The sequence below is a fragment of the Paraburkholderia sp. WS6 genome, from assembly GCF_030464835.1.
Lineage (GTDB): Bacteria > Pseudomonadota > Gammaproteobacteria > Burkholderiales > Burkholderiaceae > Paraburkholderia > Paraburkholderia madseniana.
In genome coordinates, this window is record NZ_JALQCK010000006.1 from 105,911 (window position 1) to 120,648 (window position 14,738).

A 14,738-nucleotide genomic window follows, 5' to 3' on the forward strand; every position below is an offset into this window, starting at 1 on the left:
TACACTGACCCAAGGTCGATCAAGGCAGCTCGGCCGGGTTGCCACCCATCGCTCGGTACAGGTCGCGCACGAACTCCTCGCTGACAACGTCCCACTCGGGTGAGGCATAGAGGACGTCTTCGGGATTCTTCTTGCCCTGTGCGTGGCGCAGTGTGCGCACGGTCAATTCGAGGGCCATCGCTTCTTCATATAGAGGGTGGCCAGGGCGGAGGCGGTCGTCGTTTTCCATGCCTGATTTTCGGCGTCCGCTGGGAATACTTTAGGTGTTGGAGTTCGATGCTTTTTTATATGTTGCATCGATTCCGTGGGTACGATCAGGCGAGTCCGGTTGTCACCGACCGGCTGAAGTCGACCCACAAGGGACCATCGATATTGCCCGGAGCGGCCAGAAATCAGCCATTCAACGTGGAGCGCGCTCGGCCCACCAGTGCCGACACCTGCCACGAAGTGTGGGTGCCATCCAGTCGAACGCCGATCTGCTAGGCACCAATTTGATAAGGGCGGGTCATGACTTCAAGCAAATGACCGTCAAGATCGTCGAAATACACTCCCCGGCCACCGTTGTGCTGATAGGTTTTGCCGACACGTCGTTTGCCGGGGTCTGCCCAGTACTGAAGACCTCGGTCACGAATACGAGAGAAGACCTCGTCGAATTCTTCTTCACTGATCAGAAATGCATAATGCTGACTGGAAATCGCGCTGTCGCTTTCGAAGAAGTCGAGCGAGACGCCATTTGCGAGTTGAACGACCAGCATCTGCCCAAACTCGATAGGGCTCGGCACCTGCAGGATGTCCATGAGGAACCGTGTCGATTGCCGCTTGTCGCGGCACCAGACGATAGTATGGTTTAGCTGTACGCTCATTTTGCGACCCTCACTGGTTGCGACCGAATGTCCGTTCTGGCCAGGAAAGGACTCTTGTCTCGCTATGGATGCAACATAGCCGAAGCCCGATAGCATTCAAGTGAAATCCAGCTACGACCGGCGTGACGGCCGGACCTGTACCTCGACGAACTTCCGGAGTGGACGCCAGGCCGCCGGCCGTCCTCCGCGTGATCATTCACGACATGACGCGCCCGCCTGCTACATCCAGGGTCACGCCGGTGATCCAGGATGAGGCCATGGACAGCAGGAAAAGAGTCGCAGCGACGACATCTTCTGGATCACCCAGCCGACCCAGCGGGAAAGCGGGGATCATCTGTCGCTCGTGTTCGTCCGTGATGGCCTGCCGGGTTCGCTCCGTGAGGACCGCCGATGGCGAAACGCAGTTGACCCGGATGCCGTGCCGGCCCACCTCATGCGCCAGATGACGTGTGAGCATGATGACCCCGGCCTTGGCGGCGCCATAGCCGGCGGGTGCGCCGGCGGCAATCCTGCCACCTGCAGACGCCATGTTGACAATGCATCCGGAACCGCGCGCAATCATTGCGGGCAAGAAGCATTTCAAAGTGAAAAATGTAGATGTCAGATTGTTGTCAATACTTGAGCGCCAGTCTTGCTCTGTGATCTGCTCAAACGGCACCGGCCGACCGGTGCCGCCGCCGGCGAATGCCACGACGAAATCAGGTGCGCCAAGTTCAGCGCCGACGCGTACCCGCATCTCCTCAACCGAAGACAGTTGGGCACAGTTCGCGGGCGCAGCAATCGCTTTCCCTCCCGCGGCGCGCACGGCGTGCACGGTCGACAGAATCGCCGTTTCGTCGCGACCGTTGACGGCAACTTTCACGCCGTTCTTCGCAAGTGCCAGGCACGTTGCGGCTCCGATTCCACGTGAGCCGCCGGTGACGACAGCAACCTTTCCCTGAAGATCGGGAAACGTGGGGATGACTGACGGTGGTGTGGCCATGGTGGCATGCCTCCTGGTAGCGTTGATCGGACTCTAAAGCGGATGTAGACTAAAAACAAATAATGTGTTTTCGGTCTATACATAAATATTTTTATGTCTCAACTGCTTTACCTTCGAAGCTTTCTCAGCGTCTACCGGCACAACTCGATTTCGAAAGCTGCCGACGCACTCCATCTGACTCAACCCGCTGTGTCTCGACACATCAAGGTTCTGGAAAATCATCTGCAGTGCAAGCTGTTCGAGCGCCTGCCGCGCGGCCTGGCGTCGACACCGGCTGCCACCGAACTGGAGCGCCAGGTGGGACCCCACCTGGACGCGTTGCAAAGAGTCGTAGATTCAGCAGGCAGTAAAAATGCATCGCTGGAGGGCATCATCCATGCAGGATCAACCAGCGGCTTCGCAAAGCTGATCTTCTCTGGCCTCGCGACCCTGCCGCAGTATGGAATCCGTCTCGACTTGCGCGCGGCACCGCCCCCTGTCCTGATGAAGGCTCTGGTCGACGGGGAACTGGATCTTGCCGTGACACCGGCACGAATTCCTCACAAGGCAGTCGAATACGATCTCCTGTACGAAGGCTCCTTAATACTGGTTTGTGCGCCACGCTGGCGCGAGCGATTGCTCCGGACAGGTGCGCCAGGTGGGGTGCCGCTGATCGAAGTCCAAGGTCCGCTACCTGCGCTGGCCAACTACTGGCGCGTGGCATTCGGGCGGAACCCGGACCTCCCCTCGGTCACCGTCCCGGACTATCAGGCAGCGCTCGACGCTGCCGCTGCAGGAACCGGACTGTCAGTCGTTCCCGAGTGCTTGTGCAGCGACATGCTGCAAACGGGTCAGTTGATCGGTCGAAATGCCAGAACCAAGGCTCGGATATCCCTCTACATAGCTCGCGGTAAAGGGAGCGCCGGAGTCGACCGGGTCGATGTGAGTCGTCAACTTCTTCTCGATGCAGCACGGAACTGGTAGCTCAGTAGTTGCACGGTCAATTTTTATCTTTGGACCTATGCAATTACCGCTTCAACAGAGGCGCTTGTCCTTGCGACGAAGGTCCTATCCTTGCAATTCCGGCGAGCACCCTAACGCGTCTCGGAGGAGAATTTCGCGGATACGATCAGGTGGTCCGGTCGGTGCGAAAGGCAGACGGAGATTTGGCTTCAGCCGTTCTGTATTCAGCGGACGTGGGAAATGAAGGTGGCTAAAAAAAGCCCCGCCAGGCAATGCCGGGCGGGGCTTTTTGAGGTGTCTGGATGTTGCTGATTGGTCCCCCCGACAGGAATCGAACCTGTATCTAGCGCTTAGGAGGCACTTGTTCTATCCATTGAACTACGGGGAGATGGATATTTGCAATGGGACGACGGGAGCTTTGCTGATATTGGCTTTGGCCGTATCCCGTGGGCGTTTCCGGCATTTCTGCTTCTTCCTAAATGAAGCGCCGTGACAGCCTGTGAACCCCAGTTTATAGCAGCCTCTGCTACAAATTGACCCTGTAGCGCTGAAAAGAGATCTGGCACTGCTACAGTTTCCGAGCAGGGTAAAACATGGCTTCAATCCTGCCAGTCGGCAGTCGCTGGCGTGCCCAGGTGCGCAAGCGAGGGCAGAGTATAGCAAAAACGTTCAAAACGAAAGGTGCCGCCGAAGCCCGGGCGCGGGAGAAAGAAGTAGAGATCGAGAACGGCCAGAATGCGGTCGACGCCGCCACAGTCAAGGTCGGCGAGCTCGTCAGGAAATACCGCACAGCCCGCGCATCACCTCGCGCTGATGCGCGATCGCAAGCATCCCCGGCAGAAAATCGGCAACAACGAGTGGATTCCGCTGATCGGCGACGCGTTCGAAGTCATCATGCGGCAACCGCGTTACCCGGTGCCGCCGGAATACACCGAAAAGCGCAAGGCAGATCCGAAGGCGCCGCCGCACAAGAACAAATACATTTTCCGGTTCGACAAGGGCTCCGCGAGCAAGTACTTCAAGCGGACCTGTGATGCCAAGGGCTCTGAAGCCGCTCAAGCGCCTGATCGCCACCGTGCGTGCGAATCTCGTCAATAGCGAGCGTCGACGAGACAATCTTGTCTCGGACCAGCTTGTGAAGTGCCGCTGTCGTCCACACGGAGACCGTTGAGGCGAAGGTGCAGGTGCCTGTGCCGTGCATCGATTCCGTTCCGCCGACGCCTGTGTTCCTGTCCGATGCGGAATTGCTGGCCGCGCCAAACGGTTTGGCCGTCGACCGGCTCTGGCGGGATCATCTGCAGCGCAAGCAATGGGAGGGTCAGCTTGAGGCGCTGGTGGTCGCGTGCGTGGGTTTGAAGAAGTGAAAAAGAAGCCCGCCAGCGGACCAGCCGGCAGGCTGAAAGACTTTTTAAGGGAATGTGAGTTCGCCACAAACTCGCCCTCAAATAGTCCGAGGTGACGTGAATATAGGGCTATAGAAAGTCTGCAGGAAACAGGTTGCGGCGCAGGACAAAGTATTGGCGGAATGGATCAACAAAAAAAAAGCCCATCAGAAACCGATAGGCCGAAACGTCCGTGGATCAGTCCGTGTGGGTGCAATCTACTCCCGCTGCCCGCGTCGGCGCCGCGCATCGGCCTTGAACTTGACCGCGTCCGGGTTGCGGGCGTATCTAACCGAAGATAGGTACGCCGGAGGCGCTTTGAAGTTGCAGACCGGTTACCCAGCGGTCATCTCGGCGTTGGTGATTGCGGTGCCTACTCCGCTCGGTACCTCGCGCGGTACCTCTATTGGGTAAATTCAAGCCGCGCGCCCGGCCCGAATTTGGCCGTACATCAGGCTGGCCTGCGAGCAATCATGTCCGCCACCTCGTCACACCACGCGATATAGGCCTGTTCCGCCAGCACCCCGCGGCGCGCCACCAGCAGCGGTCCAAGCTGACGCTCGGTCAGCATGGCCTGTCTTGCGAGAAAGAATTCAAGTTGGACCTGGTGGTCCGCACGCACCTCGCGGATTTGCTGCAACGCTGTATCGCGCGGCAGCAAATCGAAGCACAACACCCGCAGTATCTGTTCGTCCTTGATGGCGGGGCGCGGCGAACCGTTAGCCACCCACGCCCTCAGCTTATCGAGCCCAGCAGCGGTCATGCTGTAGATCGAGCGGTCCGGCCCGCGCGTTCCCGGCAGGCGCTCCGACTGGATGAGTTCATCCTTTTCCAGTTCGCGCAAAGCGGGGTAAACCGAGCTGTGCTCAACCGACCAGCAATGCTGGCCCACCATCTGCAGCCATTTGGTCAGTTCATAGCCGGAACGCGGCTCGTTATAGATACCGGCAAGAAGAACGTATTTCAGCGGCTTTTCCTTGCCTGCCGCGGTTTCCTTCAGATCACTCACTCGCATTGCTCCTAGATTGCGCCAACGCGCACACGGAATGACTATGTTTTTTTTGACATAGTCAAAACGACGTGTCACTATGTATTTTCCTACATACTCGATGTTATCAGGAAGGCCATGTCCCAAGAAACTATTCTCGTCACCGGCGCCGCCGGCAGCGTCGGTTCGACCGCGCGCGCGGCCATCGCCAACCTGCTGGAACAAGGCCATCGCGTACGCGCGATGGTGCGCAAACTGGACGCCCGCGCCGACAGGCTGCGTGACCTGGGCGCCGAAGTCGTGGTCGCCGACATGCTCGACATCGTCGCCGTGCGCGCAGCCATGCAAGGCTGCTCAGTGGTGTATTTCACGATGTCGGTTTCGCCCGAATACCTGGAAGCAGCCGCCACCGTCGCGGTCACAGCCAAAAGCCTGGGTGTGAAGGCCTTCGTCAATCTGTCGCAGATGACGCTGTCGCAGATGAGCGAGACAGAGACCACCGGCAGCCCGCAACAGAAGCAGCACTGGCTCGCAGAGCAGATGCTGCGTTGGTCCGGCCTGCCGGTGATCTACCTGCGTCCAACTGCTTTCTTCGAAGGCTTGTTCCTGCCGGCGGCCAAGGGCATCCGCGACGACAACGCCATCCGCCTGCCGTTCGCTGATGGCAGGACCTCGCCGATCGCCGCCGCCGACGTGGGGGTTGCCGCCGCTGCTGTGCTGGCCAACCCACAGCCGCATATCGGCAAGGTCTACGAATTGACCGGCCCCCAGTCGCTGACGATGACTGAGCTCGCACAGGAATTCAGCAGCGCTCTGGGCCGCACAATCCAATACGTCAATGTGCCGCCGCAGATCTGGGAAGCGAAGCTGCGGGAGCTCCAACAGCCGGCGCATCTGGTCGCACACCTGGTCATCATGGCCCAGCTGCATCGCAACAACCGCTACGACCGCATGACCGACAACTTCCAGCAGTTGGTCGGCCGCGCGCCGATTTCCGCCGCCGAATTCGCTCGCCGCCACGCGGCCGCGTTCACCGCCGACTGATCCTCCTTTCTAACGGGAAACAACGATGGAATTCGTTCTCGCTTTTCAACAGCCGCCAAACGTCTATGAAACCTACGCCGATCTGCTTAAAGCGCAGCAAGTCTCGCTCGCGTGGAAACAGTACATGGGCGCCCTCGCGGCCGCCGGCGTCATGCGGGCCGGCACGCAACTCGATCCGCGTAACGCCAGCACGGTGCGGATGCGGGACGGCCAGCGCCAGGTCCAGGATGGCCCATCCCCGGACGCGTACGCACTGTTTGGCGGCTTTGTGGTGATCAATGTCGAGACGCTGGCAGAGGCTTTGAATTGGGCCGAACTTAGCCCCAGTTCATCGGCCGGATTCACGGAAGTGATCCCGGTCCTGCCGATCACCCGCGCCTAGGTGCCGATAAGATCATGCCCGCTACTCTTGCCAATCAGGCTGAGAAGATTTCTTCTCAGCCTGCCAACCTGCCGGCCAACGAACTGCTCCATGGTCCGCTGTTGTCAAACTTGATCCGCCTTGCCTTGCCGACAGTCGCCGTGCTGTTCATGACGACCTTGCTAGGTGTTGCCGAGACCTATTTTGTCAGCTCACTGGGCCTGAAAGCGATCGCCGCAACATCGCTGGTGGTTTCCGTCATGATAATGATGACCACGGTAGCGAGTGCCGGCATCGGCGGCGGCGTGTCGTCGGCTATCGCCCGAGCCACCGGCGCCCGCCGCCAGGACGAGGCGGAAAGCCTGGCCTGGCATGCGGTGGTCATCGCCGTCGTGGCAGGCGGACTGTTCGCCCTTGTGTTGCTGCTGGCCGGCCCGGTGCTGTACCGCAGCCTTGGCGGCAGCGGGCCATCGTTGAACCAGGCCGTGCTCTACTCGAACATCCTGTTCGGAGGCGCGATCCCGTTCTGGATATTGTTGCTGCTGCAGGCATCGCTGCGCGGCGCCGGCAACGTCAAGGTGCCGGCGATGATCATACTGGGCGGCGCGGTCGCCGGCCTGATACTGTCACCGATGCTGATCAACGGCTGGCTGGGTGCGCCGCGCATGGGTGTGGCAGGCGCCGGCGTCGCCCAGGTCCTGTGCAATATTGCCGCGCTGGGCGTGGTGGTCGTCTACATGCGTTCGCCCTCGTCGACGTTGCGCCTGCGCCGCTATCGACTGCAGCGCAAGCATTTCAGTGCGATTCTCGGCGTCGGCTTGCTGTCGGCGATCAATGCCGTCATGTCGGCCATGTCAGTCACCGCGCTGACCGCTGCGGCCGGTGCCGTGAGCGTTGCCGCCATCGCCGGTTACGGCATTGCATCCCGCCTCGACATGCTGCTGATACCGGTGATGTTCGGATTCGGCACTGCCGCGATCACGCTGGTGGGCACGAACCTGGGCGCAGGCAACGTGGCGCGTGCGCGACGCGCGGCGATCGTGAACGTACTGTTCGTTGCCGGCGTGGTTGGCCTGGTCGGACTCGTTGTCTCGCTCTTTCCGCTGCCCTGGATGGGCCTCTTTACCAGCGATAGCGCCGCTATGGCGGTCGGCGCACAGTATCTGCATGTGGTCGCGCCTTTCTATGCGGTGATCGGCGTGATTTTCGAACTCTACTTCGCAGGTCAGGGGGCACGCCGCATTTTCTGGCCGATGACCGCAAGCGTGGTGCGTTTCGTATTTGCGCTGGCCGCGATGGTGCTGGTCCTGCAGGGTTACGCGAGCCTGCACACAGCTTTCGTGATAGTGGCAGTCAGCATCGTCGTGGCGGCGACCATTAGCCTGCTTGGATTCCTGCGGACCCGCTGGGATCGTTAGGCATCAGTTGGAGTCTGCGACGCCTCAACTCTCACGCGCGTGGCTTCTACAAATATACCCGGTAGGTAAGCCGAACATATCGGCTTGCTGTCTGCTTATTCAAACGAAGAAACTCATCACGTCGACGATCCACTTCTGCTACAAGACCGTTTTGAAGCCCGAGCAGTTTGTCGCCGGCCTCACGGACTTCGGGCCTGATCGCTCGAAGCTCTTTGGCAATAGCGCCGATGAATACCCCAAGGTTCATCGGCGTGACCCCTTTGAGGCCGACGTCACAGAGGGCTCGGGCGGTATCTGGGAACGCCTGCACTACGACTGGTCCGACCCCGACTGTGTCGTAATGAAGACAACCGACTCCAACGTGTGGGGAGGTCGGGCCATACCTACACATTTACGCGTCTGCCCTACGGGACGACTGCGCTGGACGCGGTCGTTGTTCGCGAAGGCAAGAACATCAAGGGACGGGTGCTCAGGTTCGTGCTCGGAACCATCGTCAGGCACGTTCTGGAAAAAGTCTTTGCAGACAGTATCAAGGCCATTGAAGCCCGGCACGGTGCGGCAAGAAAAGAATGCGCGCCTTGTGCCAGCTAATCCTCACGTGCAGGCGGCGACCTGGGCAATCCGCCGCACAGCCCAAGTGCTTGCGGGAAGCCGACGATGTTGAGGTCGCGACCCCGGCGGCACCGATCGTTAGCGGAGATCGCGCAACCCTCACCTTCTGAAGTCCGACGACTGCTTGCAGAGTGGAGCAGACCTCTGAACGTCCGGCGGGCGGTACGGGCGAATGGCGACGTGTGGCCGATTGTCGTCGGATGAACGCGCGAGCCGGGACTGCGCGATAGTCAGCGCAATGGGCTAGGAGGGGAAGTTTCGCGTGCCACAGATTTTGCTACAGCAATGGTAGCAATCCCTATCTGACGGGCGTTGCGCCTGTCATTCCACCCCTGAACTACGGGGAGAGGGCCGAACCAAAATAATCGCTGCAATCCCGCCGACGAACAATCCGGGCAGGGACCAGGCGAGTCCAAATTCGCCAGCGAGCGCGGAGGATATCAAACACGCCTATCCACGAGGAGGGCTGCAAAGCCCGTCCCACAAAGCAAACGGCCCAGCGGGCATCACCCACTGGGCCGCGCGAACCGCCCGGCGCACTACATCAAGCAGCGCGCCCCCGGCTCAATCGAGCTCGCTCAGAATTCCACCACCGCAAACTCCGCCTTGCCTACATCGCACAGCGGGCAGCGCCAGTCGTCCGGAATCGCGGCGAAGCGCGTGCCCGGGGCGATACCTTCTTCAGGAAGGCCTTCTTCTTCGTTGTAGATCCAGCCGCAAATCAGGCAGACCCAGCTCTTATATTCAATCAGTTCAATTACTTCGCTCACGACGTACTCTTCTTTGGTTCGGTGCATTGATCCGCCCAGTCTGCCCCTTTTTTGGGCATGGCGGCGACTCGCAATATTACCGGAATTTGTCAATTGGACAGATATTTACCCATGCGGCATCGCCGCAAAGCGCTTGAGACGTGTCCGGGCCCGCGTGACGGACCCGTCATACACAGCGTGTATGCTTTGATCCGCAGCTAGTCGTTTGGACAGGCGCGCCGGGCGCCTGGCATGCATTGCGACGATCGGCCTCAGGCGACTCGCGCCACGATCGACGCCTGCGTGGCCCGCGCATGACTCTTGTTTCCCAAAAAGGAGAAAAACGATGTTCAAAAACAAATGGTTGGCCGGAACTGTACTGGCCGGGTTGCTCGCGATATCGGGCGCGGCGCAGGCCGCAGGCGTGTCTTTCGTGCAACCGGCGGATGGCGCGACCGTCACCAATCCGGTGCACGTGGTGTTCGGTGTCGACGGCATGAAGATCGCGCCAGCCGGCACGATGACGGAAGGCACGGGCCATCATCATCTGCTGATCGACGGCAAGCCGCTTCCCAAGGGCGAAGTGATTCCCGCCACCGACAAATCGCTTCACTTCGGCAAAGGCCAGACCGAAACCGATCTGACGCTGCCGCCGGGCGACCATACGCTGACGCTGCAATTCGGCGACGGCGCGCATCGTTCGTATGGGCCGGAGATGAGCAAAACCATCACGGTGCACGTGAAGTAACGTGACAGGTGAGGCGGTTGGACGAGCGCGAGCGCCGTCCGGCCGTATTTTTCTGTTTTATCTCCTGGCTTGCGCAGGGCTTGAACGCAGTCGGATCCGGTCTGCATCGGGCTTGCGTACGGTTCCTCCCCATTTTGCAAGCCGGTCATTCGGCCTATCTCTTCCGGCATACAGGCACCTGCCCGCGCGCCCGGTACAATGAGCAGTTCCGACTCATCGCTGTCTTCTCCAATTCTCCATGTCGCTTTACACCATTACCGGGGCCCAACTGGCGTTCGGTCACGTCGCGTTGCTCGATCACGCGGATTTCTCTCTCGAAGCGGGCGAGCGCGTTGGGCTGATCGGCCGTAACGGCGCGGGCAAGTCGTCGCTGCTGAAAATCGTCGCCGATCTGACCAAGCCGGACGACGGCCTCGTCACGCGCCAACAGGGTCTGACTTCGGTCTACGTGCCGCAAGAGCCGGAGTTCGATACGGACGACACGGTGTTCGAAGCGGTCGCCGCGGGCCTGACCCACGCCCGCGATCTGCTGGATCAATACGACGCAGTCGCCAATCAGCTCGCCGACGAGCCGGAAGGCCCGGAGCACGACGCGCTGATGTCGCGCATGAACACGCTGCAATCGGCGCTTGACCATTCGGACGCCTGGAACTGGAGCACGCGCGTTGCCACCACGCTGCAGCAGATCGGTCTGAATAGCGAGGCGCGAGTCGGTTCGCTGTCGGGCGGGATGCAAAAGCGCGTCGCGCTGGCGCGCGCGCTGGTTGTGCAGCCGGACGTGTTGCTGCTCGATGAGCCGACCAACCACCTCGACTTTGACGGCATCCGCTGGCTCGAGGAACTGCTGGTCTCGTTGCGCGCGGGCCTGCTCTTCATTACTCACGATCGCGCGTTTCTCGATCGTGTCGCCACGCGCATCGTCGAACTGGATCGCGGGCGTCTGCTGTCGTATCCGGGCAATTTCAGCGCCTATCAGACCAGGAAGGCGCAGCAGCTTGAAGTCGAGCAAGTGGAAGCGGCCAAGTTCGACAAGCTGCTTGCCCAGGAAGAGGTGTGGATTCGCAAGGGCGTGGAAGCGCGCCGTACGCGCAGCGTCGGCCGGATCGCGCGGCTTGTGCAGATGCGCAATGAACGCGCCGAGCGCCGCAACGTGCAGGGCAACGTCAAGCTCGACGTGGGCCAAGGTGAGAAGTCCGGCAAGATCGTTGCCGAACTGACCGACGTCACCAAACGCTACGGTTCGCGTACGGTGGTCGATACCTTCACGGCCACGGTCATGCGCGGCGACAAGATCGGCTTCGTCGGTCCGAACGGTGCGGGCAAGACCACGTTGCTGAAGATGATCCTCGGCGAGTTGCCGCCGGACGAAGGCACGGTGCGCATCGGCACCAATCTGCAGGTCGCGTACTTCGACCAGATGCGCGCGCAACTCGATCTGGACAAGAGCCTGGCCGATACGATCAGCCCGGGTAGCGAGTGGGTCGAAGTCAACGGCCAGAAGAAGCACGTGATGAGCTATCTCGGCGACTTCCTGTTCGCGCCGGAACGCGCGCGGTCGCCGGTCAAGTCGCTGTCGGGCGGCGAGCGCAATCGCCTGCTGCTGGCGCGTCTGTTCGCGCGGCCGGCCAACGTGCTGGTGCTCGACGAACCGACCAACGACCTCGACATCCCGACGCTCGAACTGCTCGAAGAACTGCTCACCGAATACGACGGCACCGTGCTGCTGGTCAGCCACGATCGCGCGTTTCTCGATAACGTCGCGACCTCGGTGATCGCGTCGGAAGGCGGCGGCAAGTGGCGCGAGTACGTCGGTGGCTTTACGGACTGGCAGATTCAGCGCGACCGCTCGCAGCAGATGGCGCAGGAAGCGCAGAAAGAGGCGGCTAAACAAGTGACGTCTAAAGACAGCGGCGTAAGCGGCGCAGGCCGCAATACGCAGCGCGCGGCCAAGCTGTCGTTCAAGGATCAGCGCGAACTCGAGGCGTTGCCGGCGAAAATTGCCGCGCTCGAAGCGGAGCAGAAAACCATTGGCGCCCAACTCGAAGACGGTTCGGTCTTCGCGAAAGACGCCCAGGAAGGCACGCGTCTGACCGAGCGCTACGCCGCGATCGACGAGGAACTGCTGATCGCGCTGGAACGCTGGGACGAGCTGGAAAACAAGCGGAAGTGATGTGCGGAGACGGCGTGATCCGAGGTTGCGCCGAATTCACGCAGAGGACGGGGGGGCGTGGCTGCGCAACGGGCCCATCGTAATTTTCACGGTCCCGTAGTGGTCTCATCGCGGTCGCATAATTGGCCGAAGCCGTGCGCCGCCCCTTATCCAAACGGCCAATCCCGCACCGCGTGAATTGCCGCCCGTATCGAAATCAGTAAAATACCCCGCGAACAGGCTTCCCCCGGCGTTCGCACCGGCTGGCCGTTGCCGGGCTGTGGAGCCCGCATCGAGCCGCCGTCGAGCGCGCCCATGGGAAGCCAGGCGATAAAACACGTTGCCCGCACTGCGGGCACCCCAGCTAACCCCGTTGTTTCGTTTCGCTTTTTTTGAAAACTCAACGCATTGTCCACGGACCTGTCCACAGGACCTGTGGACAACGATGAACCGACGCACCCGAGTCAACCATGTCTACGAAAAAGCCAAACGCCGCGTATAGCGAAGCGTCGATCAAGGTGTTGAAGGGCCTGGAGCCGGTCAAGCAACGGCCCGGGATGTACACCCGCACCGAAAATCCGCTGCACATCATTCAGGAAGTTATCGACAACGCGTCGGACGAGGCCCTTGGCGGCCACGGCCGGCAAATCACGGTCACGCTGCATACGGACCATTCGGTCTCGGTCGAAGACGACGGCCGTGGCATTCCGTTCGGCCTGCATCCGGAAGAAGGCGTGCCGGTCGTCGAAATCGTTTTCACGCGCCTGCACGCGGGCGGCAAGTTCGATAAAGCCGCCGGCGGCGCCTACACGTTCTCGGGCGGCCTGCACGGCGTCGGCGTGTCGGTCACCAACGCGCTGTCCACCCGCCTCGACGTCACCGTGTGGCGCGACGGCAAAATCGCCGAATTGGGCTTTGCCAATGGCGACGTTGCGAAGCAACTCGAAGTGCGACCTGCAACAAAGGCAGACAAGAAGTCCGGCACGCGCGTTACCGCATGGGCCAATCCGAAGTACTTCGATTCGCCGAACCTGCCGCTCGGCGAATTGCAGCGTCTACTGCGCTCGAAAGCGGTGCTGTTGCCGGGCGTCGAAGTTACGCTCATCAACGAGAAGACCGGCGAAACGCAAACCTGGAAATACGAAGACGGTTTGCGCGGCTATCTGCTCGAAGGCATGAACGGCAGCGATCTGCTGATCCCGCTGTTCGAAGGCGAGCGCTATGTCGAAAACTCGCGTGCGAGCGAAGAGACGTTTGCCGAAGGTGAGGGCGCGGCGTGGGTCGTCGCGTGGAGCGAAGAAGGCACGCTGATGCGCGAATCGTACGTCAATCTGATTCCGACGCCTGCGGGCGGCACGCACGAATCCGGTTTGCGTGACGGTCTGTTCCAGGCGGTGAAGAGCTTTGTCGAGTTGCATAACCTGCAGCCGAAGGGCGTGAAGCTGCTGGCGGAAGACGTGTTTGCGCGCGTGTCGTTCGTGCTGTCGGCAAAGGTGCTCGATCCGCAATTCCAAGGGCAGATCAAGGAGCGCCTGAATAGCCGTGATGCGGTGAAGCTGGTGTCGTCGTTCTCGCGGCCGGCTTTGGAGCTGTGGCTGAACCAGCACGTCGAGCTCGGCAAGAAGCTCGCGGACCTCGTCATCAAACAGGCCCAGGCGCGTACGCGTGCCGGCCAGAAGGTCGAGAAACGCAAGAGCTCGGGCGTGGCAGTGCTGCCGGGCAAGCTGACCGATTGCGAATCGACGGAAATCGGCCGCAACGAACTGTTCCTCGTGGAGGGTGACTCGGCGGGTGGCTCGGCAAAGATGGGCCGCGACAAGGAATATCAGGCGATCCTGCCGCTGCGCGGCAAGGTGCTGAACACGTGGGAAACGGAGCGCGACCGCCTGTTCGCCAACAACGAAGTGCACGACATTTCGGTGGCGATCGGCGTCGATCCGCATAGCCCGGACGACAAGGTCGATCTGTCGAATCTGCGTTACGGCAAGATCTGCATCTTGTCGGACGCTGACGTTGACGGTTCGCACATCCAGGTGTTGCTGCTCACGCTGTTCTTCAAGCATTTCCCGCAACTGATCGAACGCGGGCATGTGTGCGTGGCGCGTCCGCCGCTGTTCCGGGTCGATGCCCCCGCGCGCGGCAAGAAGCCGGCGCAGAAGCTCTATGCACTCGACGAAGGCGAGCTCGAAGCGATCCTCGACAAGTTGCGCAAAGACGGCGTACGCGACACGCAATGGTCCATCAGCCGCTTCAAAGGCTTGGGCGAAATGAGCGCGGAGCAGTTGTGGGATACCACGATGAACCCCGACACGCGGCGCCTGACGCCGGTGGCACTCGGCGAGCTCGACTATGACGCCACGGTGGCGCGTATGACGATGCTGATGGGCAAGGGCGAAGCGGCGTCGCGGCGCAGTTGGCTGGAAGAAAAGGGCAACGAAGTAGAAGCGGATATCTGAGCGAGCGTTCTTAACAACGCTCTGCCTTCGCACAAAACTTCACG

At 60.8% G+C, this 14,738-nt stretch carries 15 protein-coding genes and 1 tRNA gene; 9 read left to right on the forward strand and 7 right to left on the reverse strand.

Annotated features, from left to right (window positions below; all coding sequences use genetic code 11):
- Positions 1–19: 19 nt before the first annotated feature.
- The 3 genes from M0D64_RS09625 to M0D64_RS09635 form a co-directional block, all read right to left on the reverse strand.
- Positions 20–229, reverse strand: a complete 210-nt coding sequence (locus M0D64_RS09625; RefSeq protein WP_154558969.1) for a hypothetical protein — start codon at positions 227–229, stop codon at positions 20–22.
- Between the two features lie 250 nt (positions 230–479).
- Entirely contained in the window at positions 480–863 is a 384-nt protein-coding gene (locus tag M0D64_RS09630) for a VOC family protein (RefSeq protein WP_266257432.1), read from the reverse strand.
- Positions 864–1,059: 196 nt separating this feature from the next.
- Entirely contained in the window at positions 1,060–1,845 is a 786-nt protein-coding gene (locus M0D64_RS09635; RefSeq protein WP_266257433.1) for an SDR family NAD(P)-dependent oxidoreductase, read from the reverse strand.
- Between the two features lie 93 nt (positions 1,846–1,938).
- On the opposite strand from M0D64_RS09635, the gene M0D64_RS09640 reads away from it, so the two are divergent.
- Positions 1,939–2,808 carry a LysR family transcriptional regulator gene (locus tag M0D64_RS09640; protein ID WP_266257434.1) on the forward strand — a complete coding sequence of 290 codons (870 nt, stop codon included), beginning with the start codon at positions 1,939–1,941 and terminating at the stop codon, positions 2,806–2,808.
- Positions 2,809–3,100: 292 nt separating this feature from the next.
- On the opposite strand, the gene M0D64_RS09645 is transcribed toward M0D64_RS09640, so the two are convergent.
- A tRNA-Arg gene (locus M0D64_RS09645) sits at positions 3,101–3,175 on the reverse strand.
- 425 nt (positions 3,176–3,600) lie between these two features.
- On the opposite strand from M0D64_RS09645, the gene M0D64_RS44880 reads away from it, so the two are divergent.
- Together M0D64_RS44880 and M0D64_RS09655 are read left to right on the forward strand one after the other, a co-directional pair.
- Positions 3,601–3,885, forward strand: a complete 285-nt coding sequence (locus tag M0D64_RS44880; protein ID WP_308102072.1) for a hypothetical protein — start codon at positions 3,601–3,603, stop codon at positions 3,883–3,885.
- Between the two features lie 92 nt (positions 3,886–3,977).
- Positions 3,978–4,151 (forward strand): hypothetical protein, encoded by a 174-nt coding sequence (locus M0D64_RS09655; protein ID WP_171925007.1) that lies wholly within the window; start codon positions 3,978–3,980, stop codon positions 4,149–4,151.
- Between the two features lie 469 nt (positions 4,152–4,620).
- On the opposite strand, the gene M0D64_RS09660 is transcribed toward M0D64_RS09655, so the two are convergent.
- A complete protein-coding gene (locus tag M0D64_RS09660; RefSeq protein ID WP_266257435.1) occupies positions 4,621–5,382 on the reverse strand; it encodes a PadR family transcriptional regulator in 762 nt (253 codons plus the stop codon).
- Here M0D64_RS09660 and M0D64_RS09665 point away from each other — a divergent pair.
- Genes M0D64_RS09665 through M0D64_RS09675 form a run of 3 tightly spaced genes read left to right on the forward strand, consistent with a single transcriptional unit; the run spans position 5,296 to position 7,980 of the window.
- The gene (locus M0D64_RS09665; protein ID WP_266257436.1) at positions 5,296–6,201 is read left to right on the forward strand and encodes an NAD(P)H-binding protein; all 906 of its coding nucleotides are present in this window, start codon (positions 5,296–5,298) and stop codon (positions 6,199–6,201) included. The genes M0D64_RS09660 and M0D64_RS09665 overlap by 87 nt on opposite strands.
- Before the next feature lie 25 nt (positions 6,202–6,226).
- Complete coding sequence (locus M0D64_RS09670; RefSeq protein ID WP_266257437.1) at positions 6,227–6,583, forward strand: YciI family protein; 357 nt, start codon at positions 6,227–6,229, stop codon at positions 6,581–6,583.
- 14 nt (positions 6,584–6,597) lie between these two features.
- Positions 6,598–7,980 (forward strand): MATE family efflux transporter, encoded by a 1,383-nt coding sequence (locus M0D64_RS09675; protein ID WP_266257438.1) that lies wholly within the window; start codon positions 6,598–6,600, stop codon positions 7,978–7,980.
- A 46-nt stretch (positions 7,981–8,026) separates the two neighbouring features.
- Here M0D64_RS09675 and M0D64_RS09680 read toward each other — a convergent pair whose 3' ends face one another.
- Both M0D64_RS09680 and M0D64_RS09685 read right to left on the reverse strand, forming a co-directional pair.
- Positions 8,027–8,227, reverse strand: coding sequence for a hypothetical protein (locus M0D64_RS09680; protein ID WP_266257439.1), 201 nt, complete (start codon positions 8,225–8,227; stop codon positions 8,027–8,029).
- A gap of 943 nt (positions 8,228–9,170) precedes the next feature.
- Positions 9,171–9,362 (reverse strand): rubredoxin, encoded by a 192-nt coding sequence (locus tag M0D64_RS09685; protein ID WP_097391768.1) that lies wholly within the window; start codon positions 9,360–9,362, stop codon positions 9,171–9,173.
- Positions 9,363–9,687: 325 nt separating this feature from the next.
- Here M0D64_RS09685 and M0D64_RS09690 point away from each other — a divergent pair, with 325 nt between their 5' ends.
- The 3 genes from M0D64_RS09690 (at position 9,688) to M0D64_RS09700 (ending at position 14,694) form a co-directional block, all read left to right on the forward strand.
- Positions 9,688–10,089: a DUF4399 domain-containing protein gene (locus M0D64_RS09690; protein WP_266257440.1), complete on the forward strand. Its 402-nt coding sequence runs from the start codon at positions 9,688–9,690 to the stop codon at positions 10,087–10,089.
- A 238-nt stretch (positions 10,090–10,327) separates the two neighbouring features.
- Positions 10,328–12,259, forward strand: coding sequence for an ATP-binding cassette domain-containing protein (locus tag M0D64_RS09695; RefSeq protein WP_266257441.1), 1,932 nt, complete (start codon positions 10,328–10,330; stop codon positions 12,257–12,259).
- Positions 12,260–12,708: 449 nt separating this feature from the next.
- On the forward strand, positions 12,709–14,694 hold the full coding sequence (locus M0D64_RS09700; protein ID WP_154558981.1) for a DNA topoisomerase IV subunit B: 1,986 nt from the start codon (positions 12,709–12,711) through the stop codon (positions 14,692–14,694).
- The last annotated feature ends 44 nt before the right edge of the window (positions 14,695–14,738 follow it).